18 protein-coding genes and 2 tRNA genes are annotated in these 21,979 nt (G+C 69.3%); 9 read left to right on the top strand and 11 right to left on the bottom strand.

Annotated elements, in window-relative coordinates; all coding sequences use genetic code 11:
- Position 1 precedes the first annotated feature (1 nt).
- On the top strand, positions 2 to 1,006 hold the full coding sequence (locus IW248_RS33890) for a hypothetical protein (RefSeq protein ID WP_196930269.1): 1,005 nt from the start codon (positions 2 to 4) through the stop codon (positions 1,004 to 1,006).
- Between the two features lie 104 nt (positions 1,007 to 1,110).
- Here IW248_RS33890 and IW248_RS19275 read toward each other — a convergent pair whose 3' ends face one another.
- Entirely contained in the window at positions 1,111 to 2,394 is a 1,284-nt protein-coding gene (locus IW248_RS19275; protein WP_196928106.1) for a glycosyltransferase 87 family protein, read from the bottom strand.
- Positions 2,395 to 2,466: 72 nt separating this feature from the next.
- On the opposite strand from IW248_RS19275, the gene orn reads away from it, so the two are divergent.
- Both orn and IW248_RS19265 read left to right on the top strand, forming a co-directional pair.
- The gene (gene orn, locus IW248_RS19270; RefSeq protein ID WP_124817552.1) at positions 2,467 to 3,057 is read left to right on the top strand and encodes an oligoribonuclease; all 591 of its coding nucleotides are present in this window, start codon (positions 2,467 to 2,469) and stop codon (positions 3,055 to 3,057) included.
- A 112-nt stretch (positions 3,058 to 3,169) separates the two neighbouring features.
- Positions 3,170 to 3,245: transfer RNA gene (locus IW248_RS19265), tRNA-His, on the top strand.
- A 109-nt stretch (positions 3,246 to 3,354) separates the two neighbouring features.
- Here IW248_RS19265 and IW248_RS19260 read toward each other — a convergent pair.
- Positions 3,355 to 4,641, bottom strand: coding sequence for a L,D-transpeptidase (locus tag IW248_RS19260; protein ID WP_196928105.1), 1,287 nt, complete (start codon positions 4,639 to 4,641; stop codon positions 3,355 to 3,357).
- 252 nt (positions 4,642 to 4,893) lie between these two features.
- Entirely contained in the window at positions 4,894 to 6,156 is a 1,263-nt protein-coding gene (locus IW248_RS19255; RefSeq protein WP_196928104.1) for a L,D-transpeptidase, read from the bottom strand.
- Positions 6,157 to 6,343: 187 nt separating this feature from the next.
- On the opposite strand from IW248_RS19255, the gene IW248_RS19250 reads away from it, so the two are divergent.
- Positions 6,344 to 6,419: transfer RNA gene (locus tag IW248_RS19250), tRNA-Lys, on the top strand.
- A gap of 28 nt (positions 6,420 to 6,447) precedes the next feature.
- On the opposite strand, the gene IW248_RS19245 is transcribed toward IW248_RS19250, so the two are convergent.
- Together IW248_RS19245 and IW248_RS19240 are read right to left on the bottom strand one after the other, a co-directional pair.
- The gene (locus IW248_RS19245) at positions 6,448 to 7,644 is read right to left on the bottom strand and encodes an MFS transporter (protein WP_231396355.1); all 1,197 of its coding nucleotides are present in this window, start codon (positions 7,642 to 7,644) and stop codon (positions 6,448 to 6,450) included.
- Positions 7,641 to 7,976 (bottom strand): YnfA family protein, encoded by a 336-nt coding sequence (locus IW248_RS19240; protein ID WP_196928103.1) that lies wholly within the window; start codon positions 7,974 to 7,976, stop codon positions 7,641 to 7,643. The genes IW248_RS19245 and IW248_RS19240 overlap by 4 nt, the downstream gene beginning before the upstream one ends.
- Before the next feature lie 187 nt (positions 7,977 to 8,163).
- Here IW248_RS19240 and IW248_RS19235 point away from each other — a divergent pair, with 187 nt between their 5' ends.
- Together IW248_RS19235 and IW248_RS19230 are read left to right on the top strand one after the other, a co-directional pair.
- Positions 8,164 to 8,694: a helix-turn-helix domain-containing protein gene (locus tag IW248_RS19235; RefSeq protein WP_196928102.1), complete on the top strand. Its 531-nt coding sequence runs from the start codon at positions 8,164 to 8,166 to the stop codon at positions 8,692 to 8,694.
- Positions 8,695 to 8,698: 4 nt separating this feature from the next.
- Complete coding sequence (locus IW248_RS19230) at positions 8,699 to 9,253, top strand: PIN domain-containing protein (RefSeq protein ID WP_196928101.1); 555 nt, start codon at positions 8,699 to 8,701, stop codon at positions 9,251 to 9,253.
- Between the two features lie 63 nt (positions 9,254 to 9,316).
- Here the strand turns inward: IW248_RS19230 and IW248_RS19225 are convergent, their stop codons facing one another.
- The 3 genes from IW248_RS19225 to IW248_RS19215 form a co-directional block, all read right to left on the bottom strand.
- Positions 9,317 to 9,511, bottom strand: a complete 195-nt coding sequence (locus IW248_RS19225; protein WP_196928100.1) for a hypothetical protein — start codon at positions 9,509 to 9,511, stop codon at positions 9,317 to 9,319.
- Between the two features lie 297 nt (positions 9,512 to 9,808).
- Positions 9,809 to 12,931 carry a hypothetical protein gene (locus tag IW248_RS19220; protein WP_196928099.1) on the bottom strand — a complete coding sequence of 1,041 codons (3,123 nt, stop codon included), beginning with the start codon at positions 12,929 to 12,931 and terminating at the stop codon, positions 9,809 to 9,811.
- Between the two features lie 64 nt (positions 12,932 to 12,995).
- Complete coding sequence (locus tag IW248_RS19215) at positions 12,996 to 13,631, bottom strand: acyl-CoA-like ligand-binding transcription factor (RefSeq protein WP_196928098.1); 636 nt, start codon at positions 13,629 to 13,631, stop codon at positions 12,996 to 12,998.
- Positions 13,632 to 13,726: 95 nt separating this feature from the next.
- Between IW248_RS19215 and IW248_RS19210 the strand changes: the two genes are divergently transcribed.
- Both IW248_RS19210 and IW248_RS19205 read left to right on the top strand, forming a co-directional pair.
- Entirely contained in the window at positions 13,727 to 14,665 is a 939-nt protein-coding gene (locus IW248_RS19210; RefSeq protein WP_196928097.1) for an oxidoreductase, read from the top strand.
- A 63-nt stretch (positions 14,666 to 14,728) separates the two neighbouring features.
- Positions 14,729 to 15,079, top strand: a complete 351-nt coding sequence (locus IW248_RS19205) for a DoxX family protein (protein WP_196928096.1) — start codon at positions 14,729 to 14,731, stop codon at positions 15,077 to 15,079.
- 8 nt (positions 15,080 to 15,087) lie between these two features.
- On the opposite strand, the gene IW248_RS19200 is transcribed toward IW248_RS19205, so the two are convergent.
- The 3 genes from IW248_RS19200 to IW248_RS33560 all read right to left on the bottom strand — a co-directional run bounded on the left by IW248_RS19200 (position 15,088) and on the right by IW248_RS33560 (position 18,939).
- On the bottom strand, positions 15,088 to 15,795 hold the full coding sequence (locus IW248_RS19200; RefSeq protein ID WP_196928095.1) for an ABC transporter ATP-binding protein: 708 nt from the start codon (positions 15,793 to 15,795) through the stop codon (positions 15,088 to 15,090).
- Between the two features lie 20 nt (positions 15,796 to 15,815).
- Entirely contained in the window at positions 15,816 to 18,686 is a 2,871-nt protein-coding gene (locus tag IW248_RS19195) for an ABC transporter permease (protein ID WP_196928094.1), read from the bottom strand.
- A 127-nt stretch (positions 18,687 to 18,813) separates the two neighbouring features.
- Positions 18,814 to 18,939: a hypothetical protein gene (locus tag IW248_RS33560; protein ID WP_269155088.1), complete on the bottom strand. Its 126-nt coding sequence runs from the start codon at positions 18,937 to 18,939 to the stop codon at positions 18,814 to 18,816.
- 12 nt (positions 18,940 to 18,951) lie between these two features.
- Between IW248_RS33560 and IW248_RS19190 the strand changes: the two genes are divergently transcribed.
- On the top strand, positions 18,952 to 21,936 hold the full coding sequence (locus IW248_RS19190) for a glycoside hydrolase family 3 protein (RefSeq protein WP_196928093.1): 2,985 nt from the start codon (positions 18,952 to 18,954) through the stop codon (positions 21,934 to 21,936).
- Positions 21,937 to 21,979: the final 43 nt, after the last annotated feature.

The raw sequence follows: 21,979 nt of genomic DNA, 5'->3' as shown, positions 1-21,979 counted from the left end.
GATGCGGTTCGTGCGGATGATCGCCGGGGTGCTGCTGTTGGTCGTGGGAATTCCGGCGTTGTTCGCCGGCGGCGGGTTGTGGCTGGTGACCCGTCACGCCGACCCCGGCGGGGCCTTCGCCGCCCGCTTCGAGACGGTCCGCACGCCCGGTCACGCGGTCGTGATCACCGACCTCGACCGGTTGCTGCGACAGGAGGCGCCCTTCGCGCGTACCGCGCAGACGCGGCTCCGACTGGACGCCCACACCACTGGCGGGCCAGCCTTCGTCGGGTTGGCGCCCACCGCCGAGGTGCGTGGCTGGCTGGAGGCGGTGCCGCACGCCACGGTCCGCCGGGTGGCGCTGGCCCGGGGCCCGCTGCCGGTCCGGATCGATCCGGCGGGACCGGCCACCGACACCCCGGGCGCCGCGACGGCCGGCGGGCCGGTCACGCCGTTGGGCCGGCCCTTCTGGGTACGCGAGGGGATCGGCTCGCTGGAGTGGAGCGCGGACGACCTCGCCGGTGAACCCATGAGCCTGGTGGTGATGCGCCCCGACGGCGCTGCCGACGTGGCAGTGGAACTGCGCGCGGAGTTGCGGGCCGGGTGGACCGGTCCGGCCACCTGGGGTCTGCTGACCGTCGGCGTGCTGCTGGTGGTGTGCGCGGCGCTGCTCCTGCTGCGACCGCTGCGCCCGCGCGAGGTGATCTTCGTGGTCGAGCCGGACCAGGTGCCGGTGCTCGCCGGCCGCCTCGGCGTCACCTCGCTGAGCGGCCTGGGTCCCCGGCAACCCGACCCGACCCCGCCGTTGCCGGTACGACAATTGGCCCCGGTCGGCGCCGGGGCCGCGGCACCCTCCCGGTCGGCGATCGGCGCCGCGCGCGCAGACACCCTCGCCGACCTGGACGAGCCGGTCCGGCTGCCCCGCCCACCAGAGGTCCGGCTGAGTCTCGCCTGGCCGCCGGCCGACCCGGACGAGCCCACGGCCCGGCCGGTGGCGGTCCCACCGGTTGGCGACCCTGCCGGCTGACGGGGGTGGAACGGCGAGTGGCCCTCCGCGCTGCCGACGCGGAGGGCCACTCTCACCGGGGGATCGGTGCTACCCGAGCGACGCTTGAGGTAGATGAGGACAGGTTAGCGCCGAACGTGGCTACTCGGGAGGTCTGTCCAATTGGTGCGATTTTCCACACCGAGCTTCGGACGCACCGGCAACGCCGCCAGCAGCAGCAGACTGAGCAGCACGTACGTGTTCTGCAGGACGAAGTCCACCGGGTCGTGAGTGCGGACCGGTTCCGCGCCCCAGGCCTGGAACGTCACAACGCCGTAGATGGTCACGGCGGTGATCCCCAGCGCGAGCCCGGCCAACCACCGCCGTCGGCGCACCTCGTCCGGGCGGTCGGCGCTCAACGCCGCGTCGGCGAGCAGCACCACCGCCGGCACGAACCAGTAGATGTGGTGGGTCCAGGTGATCGGGCTCGCCAGGGAACCGACCAACCCGGTCAACGTCAGGCCCGTCAACGGGTCACCCGCCCGCGCCGCGCGGGCGGCCCGCCACAGCCCGTAGGCGGCGACCACGGCGACCACCAGCAGCCAGAGCAGCCGGTCCGGCTTGTCCGGCTCGGTGAACCGGCTGAGCAGACCGAACAGCGACTGGTTGCCGACGATGTCGGTGCGTCCCACCCGCTCGGTGGTCCACAGCTCGTGCGTCCAGAACCGCCACGAGTCCCGTGGGGCGATCGCCGCCGCGAGCAGGGTCGCCGCCGCCGCGGTCGCGCTCGCCACCGCCGCGGCCCTCCACCGCCGGGTGGCCAGCAGGTACACGATGAAGATGCCGGGGAAGAGCTTGAGCGCCGTCGCCAGCCCCACGCCCACGCCGGCCCAGCGTCGCGCCTGCGGTACCGCGAACAGCAGATCGGCCAGAATCAGCACGACCAGCAGCATGTTGATCTGGCCGAAGGTGATCGTCTCGCGGATGCTCTCCACCGCCAGCACCAGCAATACGGCGGCGACCAGGGTGAACGCGCGAGGCAGGTCGTGTCGGGCGATCACCGGCGACACCAGCCACCGGGTGGTCAGGACGACGGCCAGCACGGTGAGCGCCGTGAAGATCGCCACGGTGGCGCCGAGCCGCAGCAGACCGAACGGCCACAGCAGCAGCGCGCTGAATGGTGGGTAGGTGAAGTACAGCTCGCCCTGCACCCGGTCGGGCTGGACGTAGTCGTAGAGCGGGTGACCGACGCGCCACCAGTCCATCGCGGACATGTAGATCTTGAGATCGAAGAAGTCGTGCACGAGACCGGGCAGGTAGAGCGCTGGCAGCACAGCGCCGAGGGCCACCACCGCGACCAGGCGACGGACCGTACGGCCGCCGGGATCGTCTTCGGTGACGGCGGGCGGTGCGACGGGTTCTGCTGGCACCCCGAAACCCTAGCGGGCCGGCCCGCCGAGAGCGCGCAGCCGCGGGGCGCGGGCTGCGCGTAGGCTGTCCCGGTGGCTGATCTCCTCGTCTGGATCGACTGTGAGATGACTGGGTTGGACCTCGGCAGGGACAAACTGATCGAGGTTGCGGCACTGGTCACCGATCCCGACCTCAACGTGCTGGGTGACGGTGTCGACGTGGTTATCCACGCCGACGAGGCGGCACTGGAGGGGATGCCGGAGATCGTGCAGACCATGCACGCCAAGTCCGGTCTCACCGAGGAGGTCCGCCGCTCGGCGGTCACCCTCGCCGAGGCCGAAGACCTGGTCCTGGACTACGTCCGCACCTTCGTGAAGGATCCGCGTACGGCTCCGCTGTGCGGCAACTCCATCGCCACCGACCGGGGATTCATCGCCCGGGACATGCCCCGCCTCGACGCGCACCTGCACTACCGGATGATCGACGTGTCGTCGATCAAGGAACTCTGCCGCCGCTGGTACCCCCGCGTGTACTTCGGCCAGCCGCAGAAGGGTCTCGCGCACCGGGCGCTGGCCGACGTCCGGGAGAGCATCCGGGAGTTGGAGTACTACCGGCGCACGATCTTCGTTCCGCTGCCCGGCCCGGATGTCGAGACCGCCAAGGCCATCGCCGCCGAACTCTGACCACGGCAGCTCCTCCCGGGGAGCAGGGAACCCGCTGGACGAGGCGCGCTGTGGTGTGGCTATTATTGGTCCGCACCCCGCCCGGAGCGATCGACCGGGCGACGGCGGCATGGTGGCTGTAGCTCAGTTGGCAGAGCACCGGGTTGTGGTCCCGGTTGTCGGGGGTTCAATTCCCCTCAGTCACCCCACAGGTTTCACCACTCAGGCCCCCTCCTCGGAGGGGGCCTGAGTCGTTGTCGGGGCGAGACAGGGCCTACGCGAAAGCCCCCTCCGAGGAGGGGGCTTTCGTCGGCTGGCTCAGGAGGTCGGCGTGGGGGACGGGGTGACCGCCCCGTCCGGGGTCGGCGTGGCGTCCGGGTCGGCCGGAGGCTCGTACGGGAGGGCGCTGCCCTTCACGTACTCGTCCCAGCTCATGTTCCAGTCGGTCCAGCCGTTGCCGTTCTGCAGCTTGCGCTCGGTGCCCTTCACCGTGATCGGGTCGCCGATCTGGGTGTTCTTGAAGAGCCAGTCGCCGTTGGCCATCGACACGTTCACGCAGCCGTGCGACACGTTAGTGGTGCCCTGCTGGCCTTCGGACCAGGGTGCCGCGTGAATGAACTCCCCGCCCCAGGTGAGGCGCTGCGCGAAGTCAATCTTGGTGCGGTAACCCTCCTCCGGGCCCAGCTCCTCGAACGTGTCGAAGACCGTCTTGCGCAACTTCTCGATCACGACCATGGTGCCGCTCGACGACGGGGTGCTCTTCTTGCCCAGGCTGACCGGGATGGTCTTGACTACTGAGCCGTTGCGGGTCACCGTCATCCGCTTGGTCTTGTTGTCGACAGTCATGACCACCGACGCGCCGATCTTGACGTCCACCGAGAGGTCGGCGCGGCCGTACCAGCCCTCACCCATCGGCAGGCCACCCGCCTGGACCCGGTAGGAGACCTTGCTGCCGGTCTTCCAGAACTCCTTCGGCCGGAACCGGATCTCGGTGGGGCTGACCCAGTGCCAGATCCCCGCCTGCGCCGGCGTCGAGGTGACAGTCATCCGGCGCTGCACGTCGTCGCGGTAGTCCTCCGGGATGCCCCGGCTGAACTTCACGATCAGCGGCATGCCGACACCGACCACCTGGTTGTCACCGAGGAAGCTGCTCACGCGTACCTGATTGCCGGGCTTGGCCATTGTGGTGAAGGTGCTGGTCGTGGTGGCCGGACGCCCGTCGTCGCCGGTGGCGGTCACTGTCGCCGTGTAGCTCGTGCCGTACGCCAGCGCGCCGGCCGGCAGCCAGGACTTGCCGTCCTTGGCGACGGCGCCCTCGACCGCCTTGCCAGCGGCGTCCTTCAGCTCGACAGCGGTCTCCACGGCGTCCTTCGTGGTGAAGGTGATGCCTGTGGACGCCGGCACGTCCTTGGCGTCGGCCGCCGGCTCACTGATCGTCGCCGCGGCCTTCGGTGCCGGGTTCTCGCCACCGCCGTGCCACGAGGACGGCTTACCGCCGTCGTCGGTACAGGCGGAGGTGAAGGCCAGCGCCACGGCGAGAAGCCCCGCCGCGAACACGCGGCGTCGCCCACCGGGCCTGATCAGCTGGTCCTGGCTAGCTCGCATGAATTCCCTCACAAGTCGTGGTCGCTGCCCCATCGTCTCCTACTGACGCGCCAGAGCCGGCCCCGGTTGCCGAGGGTGAACCGAAACACGCCATCAATAGTGCCCGAATACTGCTACTATCCGGCGTTTCGTGAGCCTGGTTCGTCTCCGTACCGGGATTGCGGGGGTCGCCGCGCCGATGTCGCGCGGCGGGAGAGTGCAAGGGTACGCCGGCCCCGCCAACGGCAGGGCCGGCGCAACGGAGCCGACGGCTCAGACCGCCGGGCCGGCCCCACCGCTGGGCACCGGCAACGCGCTGCCCTTGATGAACTCCGACCAGCTCAGACTCCACGCCGTCCAACCGTTGCCGGCGGCGATCCTGCGCTCGGTGCCCTTGATCGTGATCGGATCGCCGATCCGGGTCTTGTCGAACAACCACCTGGCGTTCGCCATCGACACGTTCACGCAGCCGTGCGAGACGTTCCGCCGCCCCTGCACGTGCTCCGACCAGGGCGCGGCGTGGATGTACTCGCCACCCCAGGTGAGCCGCTGGGCGAACTGGATGTCGGTCACGTAGCGGTTGGCCGGGTCCGGATCGTCCCGGGTGTCGAAGACAGTGGCTTCCTTCTTCTCCATCACGACCATCGTGCCGCTCGACGACGGCGTGCTCTTCTTGCCCAGACTCACCGGAATGGTGCGCACCGCCGCGCCGTTCTCGTACACAGTCATCTTCTTGTTGGCGTTGTCGACCTTCATCTCGAACGACCGGCCGATCTTCGCGGTGGCCTTGCGGTCGATGTCGCCGTACTTGCCGTTGCTCAGCGGCACCCCCGCCAGGGCGATCCGCACGGTGATCGTGGTGCCCGGCTTCCAGTACTCCGGGGCCCGGTAGTACGCCTGCGTGCCGTTGCTGACCCAGTGCCACGCGCCCGGCTGCGGCGGGTCGGTCTGGACGAACATCCGCTTCTGGACCGCCGCCCGGTCCTTCTTCGGGATACCCGGGTGGAACTCGGTGACCACAGGCATGGCCACCCCGTAACTCTTGTCGTCGAAGAGGTACAGGCCCGACCCGATCGTCGACCTCGGCTTGGCCATCGTGGTGAAGCTGCTGGTCCCCTGGCTGCTCGTGCCGTCCGACGCGCTCGCCGTCACAGTGGCCGTGTAGCGGGTGCCCCACTTCAGCGGGGTGGACGGCACCCAGGACGAACCATCGGTACGCAGCTTGCCCTGGATCGAGCCCCCACCGTCCGCCGTCAGGGTGACAGCGGACACCTTCCCACCGTCCGGGAGCTTCGCGCTGATCTCCGTGCTCACCGGCCTGTTCTTCGTGCCGTTCGCCGGGCTCAGCGTGAGCGGCGGCCCGCCCGGTGTGCCTGGCGTCGAAGGTGTGGCTGAACCAGGAGTGGCGCTCACGTCCGAGGACGCCCCGCCAACGAATTCCGGCTTCTTCTCGTCGCCGCCGCATCCGGTCAGTGCCAGCGACGCCGCCAGAGTCAGGGCGCCCACCACCGCCCCGGCTCGCGTGAACCGTGCCATGCCCACCTCTGTTCTCGCGTACCTGGCGGACATCGTGCCGCATCACCGCCGCAACCCACGCCCCGATCTTGGCGACGGTGGTCGGTTTGGGGCTTTTTGCCGGCAAAGCTCGACCGAAGGGGGGACCCGGGTAACCGAATTGGAGCCCGCGTTGGAGGGGTGCTAATGTTCTCTCCGTTGCCGACGAGCGCCGCTAGCTCAACTGGCAGAGCAGCGGACTCTTAATCCGCGGGTTCGGGGTTCGAGTCCCTGGCGGCGCACCAGCGATATTCAGGGGGCATGACCAATTGGTCATGCCCCCTGAATTGCGTTGTCCGGCGGGGCAACCCGGCTCACGAGTGGACCACGACGTCCCAGCGCCCACACGATGAGCGCGAAGCAGCAGAGCGCTGTTCCCGCGACGGTGACAGCTGTCCAGCCGCCCGCGGACCACAGCACGGTCGCGGCGGCGGAGCCGATGGCGGCGCCGACGAAGTTGCCGGTGGCCAGCGCGGTGTTGAGCCGGCTCCGGGCCTCGTGGGAGAGGGCGAACAGCCGCGCCCGGTTGAGCAGGGCCTGCGTCTGGAGGGCGACGTCGAGCATGACGATCACGATGATGACGAGGGCGACGGACCGTACGGCGAACGCGGCGACGACGAAGGCTGTGAGGGCCAGTACCCAGGCCGCGCCGGTGGCCGGAAGCGACCAACCGCGATCGTGCAGCCTGCCGCCGCGCAGTCCGGAGAGGACGCCGGCGAGGCCGGCCAACCCGAACAACCCGATCACCGCCACCGGGTACCGGAACGGCGGGCCGCTGAGGAGGAACGTCAGCGCGGTCCAGAACAGCGAGAACGTGGCGAACCCGGTGGCGGCCAGGACCAGCGTCCATCGGACCGCCCGCTCGCGCACGACCACAGCGCCGACCGAGGCGATGAGCTGCGGGTACGGCATGCGCGTCCGCGGTGCCAGCTGTGGAATCGCGCGGTGGAGCACGATCGCGAGCAGGACGGCGAGGACCGCGGCGAGGGCGAAGATCGTTCGCCACCCGGCGGCGTCGGCGACGAGACCGCTGATTGCGCGGGAGGCCAGGATGCCGGTGAGGGTCCCGGATCCGACGACGCCGACGATCCGACCGCGCTGGGCGTCGCCGGCAAGGTCTCCGGCGAGCGGGGTGAGGATCTGCCCGGAAATCGTCGTCACGCCGAGCACGCCGAGTGCGAGCAGGAGTACGCCGATCGACGGCGCCAGCGCGCACAGCAGTAGTGCGGCGGCCGAGGTCAGCAGCATGATCGGGACGAACCGGCGGCGGTCCAGGACGTCACCGAGCGGTACGAGCAGCAGCACGCCGACGGCGTACCCGAACTGCGTCGCGGTGATCAGCCAGCCGGCCGTCGCGGTCGTGACGCGTAGGTCGCCTGCGATGAAGCCGAGCAGTGGCTGGGCCCAGTAGAGGTTGCCGACCGCCACTCCCGCCGCCAACGCGAAAAGGAACGTCAGCCGGCGGCTCATCCCTGACGCGGCGCGTACATGATCAGGGCGACGCCGATCAGGCAGATGCCGGCGCCGATGATGTCCCATCGGTCGGGCCGGAACTTGTCGACGATCACGCCCCAGGCGAGGGATCCGGCGACGAACACGCCGCCGTAGGCGGCGAGGATGCGTCCGAAGTTCGGGTCGGGTTGGAAGGTGGCGACGAATCCGTACGCGCCGAGGGCGATGACTCCGGCGGCGATCCACCAGAGGCCGCGGTGCTCGCGCCAGCCCTGCCAGATCAGCCACGCCCCGCCGATCTCGAACAGGGCGGCGACGATGAACAGCAGGACAGAGCGGACGACGGTCATCCGTGGACCGTACCGATGCGCCCACGGCCCTCGGTGCGGCGAGAGTCACGGCGATGCCGGGCAGCCATGCGCCGGCTTGGCCAGCCTGTTCAGCAAGACGCCACTCCCGCGTCATTCTTGCCAAGGATCAGCGTTTCGTAGACGAAAGAAACGAAGGAAGTTACGATGCTTTCGAGATGGGGGTGCCATGACTGCGGCTGCTCTGAAGGAAGAGACGTACCTGCCAGAAGCTGATGGGCAGGTTGCCCAAGTCCACGACTTTATGCAAGCGCATGAGACGGCGGGCCGAGGGCCGGTGGAGCCACGGTACTTCCTGGCTGGAGCTACCCCCGGCGACCGCGTCGAGCTTCCAGCCGAGATCTACGGTGTGCTTCGCCAGGTAGTTGAGGCGCTTCAGCAGGGGTTCGCAGTGACGGTGGCTCCGAGGACGCTGAAGCTGACGACACAGCAAGCCGCCGACCTACTTGGAGTCAGTCGGCCAACAGTCGTCAAGTTGCTCGACGAGGGCAAGATCCCGTTTGAGCGACTGGGAACTCACCGCCGAGTCCTTCTGCCTGACCTACTTGCGTACCGGACGCAGCGCAGGGCCGAGCAGTATGCGGCGCTTGAGGCAACGTCTATGGACATTGATGACGAGGAAGACCTCGATGCGGTAACGCGGCGGCTGCGCGAGGCGCGTAGTGCGGTCGCGCGACGCCGTAGGGGCCTGACAGGATAGACGGGTGTTCACAGCGCTACTCGACACCTGTGTTCTCTGGCCCGATCTGCAGCGCGACTTCCTGTTGTCCCTTGCGATCGAGGGTATGTATCGGCCCGTCTGGAGTTCGGTCGTGCTCGAAGAGTTGGAGTACGAGCAGAGAACGAAGTTGATCGAGCGGGGCAATGTTCCTGACCCTGACGATGAACATCTGGTCGCCGCTGCGGTTGTAGCCAATGCGGGCGCCATCATCACGCTCAACGTGCGGGACCTTCCTGCGGACAAGTTGCCTCACGGATTGCAAGTGCTCTCGCCCAAGGAGTTTGCGGCCAACACCGTTTCCCTTGATCCGGTGCGCGCTTGTATTGCCGTGGCCGCCATAGCCAAGCGCTCGGGCAGGATCGGTCGTGTCCAGACTGAAGAGGACATCTTGGAGATTCTCAACCGTCGCTACGGGATGACGTCTGCGGTCGGGATGATGCGTCAGGCGGCAGCTGAAACTCTGCATCTGCGGCCTCCGCAGCCTCGCGTCAGCGAATCGGAACCGCAGAGCAACTCCCAAGGATTGCCTACGGAGTGACGAGGCCGTTCCGCATCAAGCCTGCTCGATCGTCAGAGCGGCGACCGCGCGGCAGTTCCAGATCTAGAGGGCTGTTGTGTCGCTCATCCCCAGCCCCAGGCAGGCGTGCATCGTGGCCCGTAGGCGCGGGAGGGGTTGAGGGCGGCCGAAGATCCGGGGCACCGTCGTGCCGCCACGGCTCCGGCGGATCAGCACAGTGGCGAAAGCCAGGTTGGCTGCGGCGACGATGGCGGCCAAGACCAAGTCCACAGATCCCATGGCACCGAACGCTATCGCGTGGAGATTCGTTGCTCGCTCGTCAGTGACCAGAGGCGACGCATTCCCCGGGTATGACCCTCGCCGCGATTCGGGAAGACGTCGCCGTTATCGACGCTCTTCTCCGGAACATCGCTGACCGTCCCGTGGACCTGTCGGATCCGGACTGGCTGGCGAAGCTGTCGGCCGCTCCACCCGCCCTCTGATCCTGCGAGGCATGGAACGTCACTGAACCTGGAAGCGGTACTGAACCTCACATAAGGCGTTGCCGGCGCCCGGAAGGCGCCGGCAACGTGTGCTTCAGTTGGCGTGGGTCAGGCGCGTGGTGATGCGCAGGCCCAGGAGGGTGTCGTTCATCCACGGCACCCGCTCGCGGTGCAGGCCGGCGGTCATCTGGTCCGCCCACACCTCGTACCGTTGCGTGAGCGTGTGGGCGCGGGAACGCGCGCTGGTGATCAGACAGTCGCCCAGTGGGTCACCGGGCAGGTTGGACGAGTCGACAGCTGGTTCGCAGGGCACCTTGAGGCTGACCTGGTCGCGCAGTGGGCGGCTGGGGTCGAGCGAGCATGGCGTAGGCCCGCAGAGGGCGTAGTTCCCGCTCGCCGTGGCATAGGCGGCACCGACCTTGGCGTCCGTCGGCATGTTCACCGGAATCTGGTACTGCCCGAACAGGTTCGCGGACAACACGTCGTCCGAGTCGAGGGCGTTGGGCAGACCCAACCGGGTGTACGCCTGGAGCAGCCGGGCCGCCGTGTTCACCTTCTTCAGGGCGGTGGGCACCGCCCCGCTGACCTGGGTGCTCTGGACCCGAACCCGGTCGTACATGGACTTCTGCCGGGCCTGGAGGAAACCGCGCAGGGTCGGCGTCAGCGTGGCGTCCAGTGCCGTGTTGTTCACGGCCGTCGCGCCGCTCGCGAAGGCGTACCGGCCGGACGGCCACTTCTGGGTCAGGGCCTGTTCGGGCGTGGTCTCGCTGCTGCAGCTGAAGAACTCGCAGTAGACCTGGTAGACCTGCTCGTCCGGCCAGGTGTAGTCGGCGGTGCGCGAGTTCTGCCAGGCCGCTGACGAGTTCAGCCGGAACCGGCTGTGGATCTGCAACCGCAGCTTGCCGTAGGAGCGGATCACTCCGCTTCCGCTGCCCGTCGTTCGGGTGTGGACCCAGCTCGGCGTGTAGCAGTAGCCGACCTCGGGCAACTCCCGTACCCCGGCCGGCGGCTCGTCGTGGCGCGGCGTGTACGCGTACTGGAGTGCCCGCACCATGTTCGACATCAGTTCGTAGCGAACGTTTGTGGGTCGGTCGATCTGCCTGCTGCCCTCACACGCAGGCACCGTCGCCTCGTCGGCCTTCGCCGGCGCCGCGGCGAGCGGCTTGTCGGTGTCCCAGAACAGGTCGTAGTCCTTGAGCGTCTTCACCTGGACGCCGTTGGCGTCCGGCTCGTAGCGGACCTGGACCTCGTTGCTCCGGAACGCCCTCAGCGCTGTCGACAGCTCGTTGGTGGCGGCGACGTACTCGTTGACCAGCCCGGTGATAAGGCCGTTGGTGTTGCCGTCGACCGGCCGACCGAAGCTGGCCGCGAGGTCGGCGATGCGGGTGCCCTCCGCCTCGATCTGCGCCGCGCGGCCGGCGCTGACCTGGGCGGCGTACGTCGGGTTCTGCAGCATCAACATGGCGTACGCCTGCGCTCCGAGGTTCCACACCGCCGGGTTGCCGACCGGCGTCGACGGTTCGGCCATCGACGGGTCACGTCCGTTGGCGATCCGAGCCAGGTAGTTGATCGAACGGGCCTCGCCGAAGCTGTTCAGTACGGTGGTCGGGTCGACCGCCGGGTTGTCGGCGTCGGTCCTGGGCACCACGAAGGCCGCGCCGCTGGCCAGCTGGGTCGAGGTCAGGTGGAACTCGTTCTCCGGGCCGACGAACTCGTTGTATGTCGGGATGGGTTGACCGAAGTTCTCCAGGTAGCCGACGTACTTGTTGATGTCGGCGCGGGCGTCGTGCAGGGTGGCGTCGCCGATCGCGGCCAGAACGGTGGCGGCGATGTCCTCCAGGCGCAGGCCGAGCTGGGCGACCTGCTGCTGGACGAGAGTGATCTGCGCGGTGTTGCCGGCGATCGCGGCGTTCAGTTTGTCGAACTGGGCCATCATGTTCGCGTACACCGTGTTGATCTGGGCCTCGACCCGCGCGAAGCTGGCGCGCATCTCGTCGCCGAGGGCCCGAACCTCGTCGCGCAGTGCCTTGACCTGGGCAAGGATCTGCGCGTCCAGCGACGGTCCGCTGCTGCCGAAGAGCCCGACGATCGACATCACGGCACCGAAGACGTTGCCGGTCATCGCCAACGTCGCGGTGCTGAAGATCGAGCCCGCGAGGCCGCGGCCGGTGATCGCCGCCGCGTACTTGGAGATCGCGCTGATCGTGGTGAGGACGGCCTCCCCGATCACCTTGGACTTCTTGCCGGCGTCGGGGTCGGCGAACCCGATGATTGTGGAAACCATGCCCACTCCGGCCTTGATGTCGGAGATCGTCTGCTGCCGAGCCTTGTCCCGGTCCTCGGCGGCCTTCTTGGCCGCCGCGGTGCAGGTGGCGCTCGGCGGCCCTTCGGGCGGGCACTTGCTGTTGTTCTCGCCGATCTCGAGACGGATCTCCAGGCTCAGGCCGAGCAGTTGCGCGTGCAGGGAGGCAAGCTGCTGCTTGGCCGCCGCGACGTACGCCACCGAGTCGCCCCGCAGCGCCAGGATCGCGTCGAGGTCCACGTGCGAAAGTCCCGGGTCCTCCCGGAGTTCCTCGTAGGTGCTGGTGATGTCCACCCCGATCGGCGCACCGAGGACGGCGTTCCAGGCGGTGGCGACCGGCGCGCTGGCAGCCCCCGCCTGTCGGATCGCGGACCACACCGCGGCGAGGGCGTCATCACGACCGCGCAGCCACTGTGCGGTCCGCAGCGCGCCGGAGGCGAGCTCCTCGCGGGTGTCCCACGGTTCGACAGTCTTGCCGATCACGGATCCGACCAGCCCGGTGATCTCCGGTGCGGTCCGGGTGTCGCCACCGGGCGTGCCGAGCAGGATGTCGACGGACTTGAGCAGCAGGTCCTGCTCGGGCAGTAGCAGGTCGAACGTGGTGAGCGAGCTGTCGAGCAGCTGCTGGCGCGTCGTGAGCTGGGCTTGTGCCTGTTCGGCCGTGGCGTTCGGGTGCAGCCGGTGCCACTGGACGAATTCGGCCGACAGCACGACCGTCTTGATCCGAGCGGCACCCTGGAGATGGATCTCGGCGACCTGGCCGAAGGCCCGGTCGGTGAGCGCCGCCTGCGGGACGGGGACGGGTACGGGATCGGCGGACGCGGGTTCGCCGAAGAGCACGCTTGCCGCTGTGACCGCGATCATCGCCAGCACAGCAGTCCCGCGCCTGGTGCGCGTGGAACGTTTGGTTGTCATGCCGCGAACGTATTGAGCGGCCTGAAAGGGCGCAGAAACCGCGCTGATTCGCGCAGGGTGGCGCTCAGCCGGCGGCGGGTGACGCGGCGGGCCCGTCGAGGGCCGGCGCCACCACGGCGAACGCCTGGTCCATCAGCTCGGCCAGGTGCTGCTCGTCGTCGCCCGGCTGCCACCGCTGGAGCACCGTGTCGAGGGCCAGCAGGGCCATCCCGGCGGCCATCCGTGGGTAGGGGTCGGTGTGCGGGTCGAGGCCGCCGCGGTTGCCCAGCTCGGCGGCCAGCTCGGCGCGCCACTCGATCTGGCGTTCCAGCCAGCGGGCGTGCAGGGCGGGGGTGTCCAGGATGAGACGGACGACGACCCGGGCTCGCTCGGAGTGTTCCGGGTGGTCGTTGCAGGCGGCGAGCGGCACCCACAGGGCGTGGCGCAGCGCGACCGACTGTGGCTCGGCGCGTGGCCGGGCGGTGAGCTCGGCGATGATGTCAGCGCTGGTGTCGGCCAGGAACCGGACGACGACGTCCTCTTTGGACGCGAAGTAGCGGAAGAAAGTACGCCGCGACATGCCGGCCGCCGCCACGATGTCGTCGACGGTCACCACGTCGAAGCCCTTGGTGGCGAGCAGCATCAGGGCGGCGTCGCGGAGTTCGTCGGCAACGAGCTGGCGTTTGCGTTCGGCCAGGCTGTTGTCCGCACGAGATCGCATCCGCCGATGCTACGTCATGAGGTGCTACACCATGCCCATGTTGGCATTGCACGCCTTGCTTGACACTGAGTGCCACCGATAGCACAGTGGGTTGCATGACTGTCAATGGCTGGTCCACTGCCCAGATTCCCGACCTGAGCGGCCGTACCTTCGTCGTCACCGGCGCCTCGGCGGGCCTCGGCCTGGTCACCACCCGGGAGCTGGCCGTCCGCGGTGCGCGCGTCGTTCTGGCCGTCCGCGACGAGGAGAGGGGCCGCCGGGTGGCGGCCGACATCGACGCCGCCCGGCCCGGCGTCGACCTGGAAGTACGGCGGATCGACCTCGCCGACCTCGACTCGGTACGGATGTTCGCCGACGGGATGCACGCCGACCACCGTCGGGTGGACGTGCTGATCAACAACGCGGGAGTGATGGCAGTGCCGCGCACCCTCAGCCCGCAGGGTCACGAGGTGCAGTTCGCCACCAACCACCTCGGGCACTTCGCCCTCACCGGGCTCCTGCTCGACCTCCTGCTGGCCGGCCGGGACCCACGGGTGGTCACTGTCACCTCGGTCAACCACCGGCAGGCGAAGGTGCGCTTCGCCGACCCGACCGGCGAGCGGGGCTACTCTCCGATGGGCTTCTACAACACGTCCAAGCTGGCCAACGCCATCTTCGGCTACGAGCTGCACCGGCGGCTCGGCGCCGTGGCCAGCCCGCTGGGCAGCTTCCTCGCCCACCCCGGCTACACCGCGACGAATTTGCAGAGCAGCGCCACCACGCCGATCTGGCGGCTGCTGCTGGGCAGAATCGGCAACCCACTCCTCGCCCAGCCGGTCGACCGCGGCGTCTGGCCGCAGCTGTACGCCGCGACCGACCCCGGGGCGCGGCCCGGCCAGCTCGTCGCCCCCGGCGGGCCGGGCGAACTGCGCGGTCACCCCGCGCCGGGGAAACTCTCCGCAGCCGCGACGGACCCCGAGCACGGCCGCCGTCTGTGGGAACTGTCCGAACAGACCACCGGCGTACGGTTCGGCGCCCTGCGGCCAGCGAGCTGATCGAGTCGTCACGATCCTCGGCGCCAGATCGTCCGGGGGGCGAGCAACCACAACGGAGGAAAAATGTTCGCTGCCTATGTCACGGTCACCATTCTCGCGGCGGTCTTCACCGGCACCGCCGCCGTCACCTACCTGATCGGCCACGACTATCCCAAGGCCCAGGCCGACATGAAGCGCGTGCCACGGTCGTGGTTACCGCGGCTGGGCACCGCGCTGGCGGCAGGCTCGTTGGGGCTGCTGGCCGGCTTCGCCGTACCGCTGCTGGGCACTCTCGCCGCCGCCGGGCTGGTGCTGTACTTCATCGGCGCGCTGATCGCGCACCTGCGCGTCGGCTCCCGTCAGCTGGTGGGCCCGGTCGTATTCTTCGCCACCGTGGTGGCCGCGCTGACCGTGAACGTGCTCTACCACTGGTGATCCGTCAGCTATGACGTGAGGCACCCGTCCCGCAGCTGGACGGTTCGGTCGCAGCGCGCGGCGATGGCGGTGTCATGGGTGGCCATGATGACTGTCGTGCCCTGTTCGTCGCGCAGCCTCAGCAACAGGTCGACGATCGCGGTGCCGGTCTGACTGTCGAGATTGCCTGTGGGTTCGTCGGCGAGCAACAGGGCAGGTTGGTTGATCAGCGCACGGGCGATGGCGACCCGTTGCTGCTGCCCGCCGGAGAGCCGCGACGGCAGGGCGGCGGCCCGGTCGGCGAGCCCCACTGTCGCCAGCAGTTCGTGTGCCCGAGCGACCTTGTCGAAATCGGTGCGGAACGGGATCAGCGGTGCGATGACGTTGTCCAGGGCGGTGAGCGTGGGCAGCAGGTGGAACCGTTGGAACACGAAGCCGACCCGTCGCCGGTAGGCCGCCAACCCCCGGCCGGACAGGCCGGTCACCTCCTGGCCGCCGACCTCGATGGTGCCGCCGTCACTCCGTTCGATGGCGCCGATCAGGTGCAGGAGCGTCGACTTGCCCGAGCCGCTTGGCCCGGTCAACGCGATTGCGGTGCCGGCGGCGATCGCGAGGCTGACGTCGTTCACCGCCACCAGCGGTGCGCCGTCGGGCAGGGGGAAGGACTTCCGTACCCGGGTGAGACACACCAGCGGCATGGTGACAGTGCTCGCCGTCGCAGCTGACGTCCGTTCCATCGGACCTACTCCTTTGCCGCTCACCCCTCGGCGAGCAGGTGGGCGGTGGGCAGTCGGCGGAGCACGGCGATCGGCACCACCACGGACAGGGCGGAGACGGCGACGCCGAACACCAGGGCGGCTCCGGAACACCAGAGGATCGGAGCGGTGACGCCTCCGGCGAAGACCGCCGCCGCGCCCAGGCCGGCAGCGGCGCCGAGGGTGCCGCCGATCGCGCCCATGCCGATGGCCTCGATGATGACCAGCCGGTTCAGCATGGCGTCGGTCCAGCCAACGGCGCCGAACAGGGCGAACTCGGCCGCGCGTTCGGAGATGTTGAGATAGAGCACGTCGGCGACCGACACGATGCCCAGCACGATCGTGACCGCCACGGCGATGTGATCGACGGTGCGGGCCTGGAGGGTGACGGCATCACCGAGCAGGGTGCCGGTGATCGCCCCCCGGAACGCGAACGTGATAGCCAACAACATGGTCAGCGCGGCCACCCCGATCATCAGGCTCAGCGCGCCGAGCGCGGTCCGACCGGGTGTGCGGGCGAGGTTGGCCAGGGCGAGGGTGGCCAACCGGCGCGGCGCCTGCCGGCGGAGGGCGAAACCCGAGACGGCGGGGCGGATGATCTCGCCGGGGTCCGGCCGGGCGGCCCGCCAGGCCGGCCAGCCGCCGGCGAGCAGGGCAAGGGCAACCGCTGCGGGTACGGCGAGCAGCGTATGGCTCCACGCGATGTTCAGCCCGAGACCGAACGCGATCCCGAGCGCCAGCCCGGTGCCCGCGATGCCTGCGGCGAGGCCGATGCCGGCGATCTCGATGAACATCAGCTGGAGGAGGTGCCGCCGGCCCCAGCCGAGACAGGTGAGGATGCCGAACTCGGTGCGTCTGGCGCGGATGGCGGCGGTGTTGGCGTTGAGCACCGCCAGCGCGCACACCGCGAGCACCAGGACGGACAGCAGCACGCTCTTGCGGTCGGCCGCGCGGACCAGCACGGACGCGACGCCCTTCTGCACCCAGGGCTCGGCCACGGCGAGGTCGGGCCGGCCGTAGTTGCCCGCCGGGTAGTGCACGGTCATCGCGGTGGGTGACGACCCCAGTGTGATGTCGACCTGTAGGCCGGTGCGCTGCGCGATCTCCTCGGCGATCACCCGGACCCGCTCCCGGGAAACCCTGTCGATGCCGACGTCTCCGGCCAGCCGGACTCGCACCACACTGATCGGTGCGGTGGTGTTGAGCTGGTACTCCGGGTAGCTGGGCTCGGTGCTGTACGCGCCGGGGTCGAAGATGGCTGGCAGGGCCGCCATGGTGGTGAGCATCAGCGGTGGTTGGCTGAGCAGCCCCGTGACGTTTGAATTCGGGGCCAGGCGTTGGCCGCCCAGCGCCTGCCGCGACGCTTCGTCGGCGCCCTCGGCACCCGGGTTGAAGTACGTGTCCATGGGCACCGCCGCCAGCGCGCTGCCGAGCGAAACCTTTGCGGGGTCGAAGGTGCCCACCGCGCCCAGCGCGGCATCGGGCATGCCCACGTCCCCGGGCTGATCGTCGTACCCGTGCGCCAGGTTCCGGTGGACGGCGACGCCGCTTCGCACACTTGTGTCGGCGAACTCCATCGGCACGTGCCGGGACGACCCGCCGTCGTCGGCGCCCTGACCCCAGATCTTCAGGTCGTACGGATCCGGCTGGGCCCGCAGACCGTCCCCGTCCCGCACCCTCTTCGGCGGTCCGACGGTCCAGAACTGGTCCAGCCACCTGGTGTTCGCCGTCGCCAGGTCGTACTCGACGCCCAGGTCGTCGGGGCGGAGCATCCGGTCGACCAGGTTCTGGTACGGCTCCTCGAACGACATCACCCGTTTGTCGATGGGCGTGCCGGGCTCGTTGACCAGATCGGCGCGTAGCCGCTGGTCGTCGGCGGATCTCCGGACCAGCTCGGGCACGTCGGCGTTCAGGCGCTGCACGCTGATGTTGAGCGACCTGTCGACCTGAGGCCGGTCCGCGATGAGGATGGGGAGCACCGAGTAGGGGTACGGCATTCCGTCCAGTCGCCGTGACGTCGGCGCTTCCGCGGAGCTGAAGTATCGGCCCGAGGTGACGGCCTGGTCCAGCCCCGCCAGCGCGGCCTCTGACTCCGGGTCTACAGCGGCCATCAGGAACGGCACCGTCCACGCCAATGTGACGGTCGGCCGCATCGCCTTTCCCTCGCGATCCGTCGAACCCGTGCCACCGACGCAGGTCAACGACGATCGGGCTCGGAGGTCCGTCGGTGCGAGCCAGTCCTGCGTGCCGATGGCCACCGCCGCTGGGCAGATCTTCACCCGCTGGCCGTCGGCGTCGACCTCTTCCGGCGGTGGCAGGCCCCCGCCGCTCTTCAGTTCGCTGTTGGGCACCACCTCCAGCCGGTTGCGCGTCGCGTACAGAAACGCCGGCCCGTCCGGGATCTGGCTCAGCCCCGCGTCCGTCGCCCAGGTCGGCTGGACCCGCAACACCTGACGCTCGGCTGTCGGGTCAAGGTGATCCGACAGGTCGACAGTCACGGGCACGGTGCGCATCACGTACCCGACCATCGCGACAGGTGCCGCCACCGACACCCCGCGCACCGCCTGGATTTCGCGCCACTGGTCGTGGGTGATGCCGCCACGCATGCCCGCCAACTGTCCCGACTGGACCAGATTGCGTTCCTGCTCCAGCGGCAGCACCGCGTCTCCGGGGCGTACCAGCAGGTCGTAGACCGGGCGGTAGTTGGCGCTGACCGTGCCCACCGTGTCCAGCCGGGAGGTCACCGCGGCCCCGGTGAGCACTGTGAACCCGGCTACCGCGACGGCGATCATCGAGAGCAGGGCCAGCGACCGGCGCAGTCGTACTCGCCACTGCGACGCGGCTATCCCCAGCATCGACGCACCGCCCCGCATCGTGTGTCCTCCGGCCGAAAAATCATACGACCTTTCGCCTTCTCCGTGGGTACGACGGTTTGTCGACGGAGGAAGCAGGTATTGCCGGGTCATTGGCGCGCATCTATAGTTGCGCGGATCACAACAATCATGGCCGTGGTGACGCGGCCGGGTCGTCGAAGCGCTTCGACGATTCGTCGTTCAGGCCCGCCAGCCGGGTGTCGAGCCTGGTCACGTCGGTCTGGGCGCCCGCTGGGCGTCTGTCGTACGACATGAGGAGAAACGCATGCGGAACTGGCGCCTTCGGCGCGGAATCACCGCGCTCGCGCTCGCACTGCTAGCCCTACCGGCCGTCCCCGGCACCGCGCTCGCCGAGCCCACCTACCCGTTCCGAGATCCCCACCTGTCCGTGAACGCCCGGGTCGACGACCTGCTCGGCCGTCTCACCCAGGACGAGAAGATCTCCTGGTTGCACCAGTACCAGCCGGCCATTCCCCGGCTGGGCATCGGCCTGTTCAAGACCGGCACCGAGGCGCTGCACGGGGTGGCCTGGTCCACCGACATCGACAACAACGGCGCGGTGGTCAAGGCTCGCGGCACCGCCTTCCCCCAGCCGGTGGGCATGGCGAGCACCTGGAACACCGACCTGATCCGGCAGGTAGGTTCGGCCGTCGGCGACGAGGCGCGCGGCTACCACGCGCAGAATCCCCGGGTCTGGGGGCTCAACCTCTGGGCGCCGGTGGTCAACCTGCTGCGCGACCCCCGGTGGGGTCGCAACGAGGAGGGCTACTCCGAGGACCCGCTGCTCACCGCCGCGATCTCCACCGCGTACGGGTCGGGAATGACCGGCGGGGACCCGAACCACCTGAAGAGCGCACCGACCCTCAAGCATTACCTGGCCTACAACAACGAGGTCCGGCGCGACGTGACCTCGTCGAACGTGCCGCCTCGGGTGCTCAACGAGTACGACCGTGCCGCCTTCAAGCCGGCCATCGCCGCCGACGCGGCGACCGGGATGATGGCCGCGTACAACCTGGTCAACGGCCGTCCGGCCACGGTGGACCCGGACCTGGCCACTGTGGTCCGCGACTGGACCGACCAGCCGTTGATGAACGTCACGGACGCCTGGGCGCCGAACAACCTCGTCGCCTCCCAGGGGTACTACGCCACCCAGGCCGAGGGGAACGCCGCGATCATCAAGGCCGGCCTGAACAGCTTCATCACCGACGACACGAACGCGCAGCCGACCGTCACCGCCATCAAGCAGGCGTTGGCGACCGGCCTGCTCACCGAGGGGGACATCGACGCCCGGATCCGCGAGATCCTGAACGTCCGGTTCCGGCTGGGTGAGTTCGACCCGGGCGGCGGCCGGTACGGCGGCATCACCCCGGACGTCATCAACAGTCCCGAACACCAGCGACTCGCCCGGCAGGCCGCCGGGGAGGCGATGGTGCTGCTGAAGAACGAGCGGCAGGCGCTGCCGCTGGACCCGGCCCGGACCCGCAAGGTGGCGGTGCTCGGTCCGCTGGCCGACACCCTCTACTCGGACTGGTACGGCGGCGACCTGCCGTACCAGGTGACGGCGCTCGACGGCATCCGCGAACGGCTCGGCGGCTCGGCCAGCGTGAGTGGGCTCGACGGGGCGGACCGGATCGCACTGAAGGACGCGGTGACCGGCCGGTACGTCACGGCCACCGGCACCACCGACACCAACCCGGTCACCGCGACCGGGGGCAGCGCCTCGCTCGACGCCCAGTTCGACGTGGTCGACTGGGGGCAGGACGTGGTGACGTTGCGCAACGCCGCCAACGGTCGCTACCTCGGCTACAACTGGGGGCCGTTCCTCACCCGCGACGAGCAGCCGAACGGTTGGTACGTCCAGCAGCAGTTCAAGCTGGAGCCGCAGGCCGACGGAACTGTGGTGCTGCGCTACGCCGGCTACGAGACCAAGGAAAGTTGGTTCGGCGCCGACACGTACGTGACCGTCGGCGAGGATGGCGCCCTCAAGCTCGGCGCATCGACCCCGGCCGCCGCGACCCACTTCAGCCGCGAGGTGATCAGCAGCGGCATCGACCGGGCCGTGGCGGCGGCCAAGGCGGCCGACACCGCTGTGCTCGTGGTCGGCAGCAACCCGTTCATCAACGGCCGCGAGGCGCACGACCGGACCTCCACCGCGCTGAGCGCCGGCCAGGAGGCGCTGGTCAAGGCGGTGACCAGGGCCAACCCGCGGACCGTGCTCGTGCTTCAGACCAGCTACCCGGTCACCATCCGATGGGAGCAGGAGAACGTGCCGGCCATCGTCTGGACCACCCACGCGGGCGCGGAGACCGGTCACGCCGTCGCCGACGTCCTCTTCGGCGACCGCAACCCGTCCGGCCGGCTCACCCAGACCTGGTACCGCTCGGACTCGCAACTGCCCCCGGACCTGCTGGAGTACGACATCATCTCGTCCGGGCAGACCTACCTGTACAGCCGCGCGAAGCCGCTCTACCCGTTCGGCCACGGGCTCTCGTACACCCGATTCCGTTACGGCCAGCTGCGCGCCGGCGCCCAGTCGGTCGCGGCCGACGGCACCATCACGGCCAGTGTCGACGTGACAAACGTCGGCAGCCGGGCCGGGTCCGAGGTCGTTCAGCTCTACACCCACCAGCGCACCTCGCGCGATACCACCCCGATCCGCCAGCTCAAGGCGTTCCAGCAGGTGAAACTCGCGCCCGGGCAGACCCGTACCGTGACCCTGCGCCTACCCGCCGCGGACCTGGCGCACTGGGACGTCACCCGCAGCCGGTGGGTGGTCGAGTCGTCCGTCCACGACCTGATGGTCGGGGCGTCCGCCGAGGACATCCGGGCCCGCGCCGCGGTCCGGGTCCGCGGCGAGACGATCCCGGCCCGTGACCTGTCCCGTGCGACCAGGGCGGAGAACTTCGACAGGTACGCGGGGGTCCGGCTCGTCGACGAGTCGAAGCCCAGCGGTACTGCGGTCGGCGCCACAGCGGCCGGTCAGTGGATCTCCTTCGACGGTTCCGCGCTGCGAGCCGGCGCGCGCACCTTCACCGCGACTGTCGCCAAGGCCGGCGCGGATGCCGGCACCATCCAGATCCGGTTGGGTTCGCCCACCGGTCGGCTGCTCGGCACGGCCACCGTGCCCAGCACCGGCGACGACTACCGGTACGTCAGCACCAGCACCGAGTTGGCCCGGGCCGTCGGCACCCGCGACGTGTACCTGGTGTTCGACTCCCCGCTGCGCCTGGCGGACTTCTCCATCAGGTGACCGGGGTCCGGGGCCGGGTCGATCGTCGACCCGGCCCCGGGCC

The sequence above is a fragment of the Micromonospora ureilytica genome, from assembly GCF_015751765.1.
In the GTDB taxonomy this organism is placed as follows: Bacteria; Actinomycetota; Actinomycetes; order Mycobacteriales; family Micromonosporaceae; genus Micromonospora; species Micromonospora ureilytica.
Note: the sequence above shows the minus strand (reverse complement) of the source record. Positions and strands in the feature narration are given on the sequence as shown.

What these genes read in the sequence shown, in the direction of transcription:
- IW248_RS33890 (WP_196930269.1), top strand. Translation starts at nt 2, where the DNA reads ATGCGGTTCGTGCGGATGATCGCCGGGGTGCTGCTGTTGGTCGTGGGA.
- IW248_RS19260 (WP_196928105.1), bottom strand. Translation starts at nt 4,641, where the DNA reads ATGCGAGCTAGCCAGGACCAGCTGATCAGGCCCGGTGGGCGACGCCGC.
- IW248_RS19255 (WP_196928104.1), bottom strand. Translation starts at nt 6,156, where the DNA reads ATGGCACGGTTCACGCGAGCCGGGGCGGTGGTGGGCGCCCTGACTCTG.
- IW248_RS19245 (WP_231396355.1), bottom strand. Translation starts at nt 7,644, where the DNA reads ATGAGCCGCCGGCTGACGTTCCTTTTCGCGTTGGCGGCGGGAGTGGCG.
- IW248_RS19240 (WP_196928103.1), bottom strand. Translation starts at nt 7,976, where the DNA reads ATGACCGTCGTCCGCTCTGTCCTGCTGTTCATCGTCGCCGCCCTGTTC.
- IW248_RS19235 (WP_196928102.1), top strand. Translation starts at nt 8,164, where the DNA reads ATGACTGCGGCTGCTCTGAAGGAAGAGACGTACCTGCCAGAAGCTGAT.
- IW248_RS19225 (WP_196928100.1), bottom strand. Translation starts at nt 9,511, where the DNA reads ATGGGATCTGTGGACTTGGTCTTGGCCGCCATCGTCGCCGCAGCCAAC.
- IW248_RS19220 (WP_196928099.1), bottom strand. Translation starts at nt 12,931, where the DNA reads ATGACAACCAAACGTTCCACGCGCACCAGGCGCGGGACTGCTGTGCTG.
- IW248_RS19215 (WP_196928098.1), bottom strand. Translation starts at nt 13,631, where the DNA reads ATGCGATCTCGTGCGGACAACAGCCTGGCCGAACGCAAACGCCAGCTC.
- IW248_RS19210 (WP_196928097.1), top strand. Translation starts at nt 13,727, where the DNA reads ATGACTGTCAATGGCTGGTCCACTGCCCAGATTCCCGACCTGAGCGGC.
- IW248_RS19205 (WP_196928096.1), top strand. Translation starts at nt 14,729, where the DNA reads ATGTTCGCTGCCTATGTCACGGTCACCATTCTCGCGGCGGTCTTCACC.
- IW248_RS19200 (WP_196928095.1), bottom strand. Translation starts at nt 15,795, where the DNA reads ATGGAACGGACGTCAGCTGCGACGGCGAGCACTGTCACCATGCCGCTG.
- IW248_RS19195 (WP_196928094.1), bottom strand. Translation starts at nt 18,686, where the DNA reads ATGCGGGGCGGTGCGTCGATGCTGGGGATAGCCGCGTCGCAGTGGCGA.
- IW248_RS33560 (WP_269155088.1), bottom strand. Translation starts at nt 18,939, where the DNA reads ATGTCGTACGACAGACGCCCAGCGGGCGCCCAGACCGACGTGACCAGG.
- IW248_RS19190 (WP_196928093.1), top strand. Translation starts at nt 18,952, where the DNA reads ATGCGGAACTGGCGCCTTCGGCGCGGAATCACCGCGCTCGCGCTCGCA.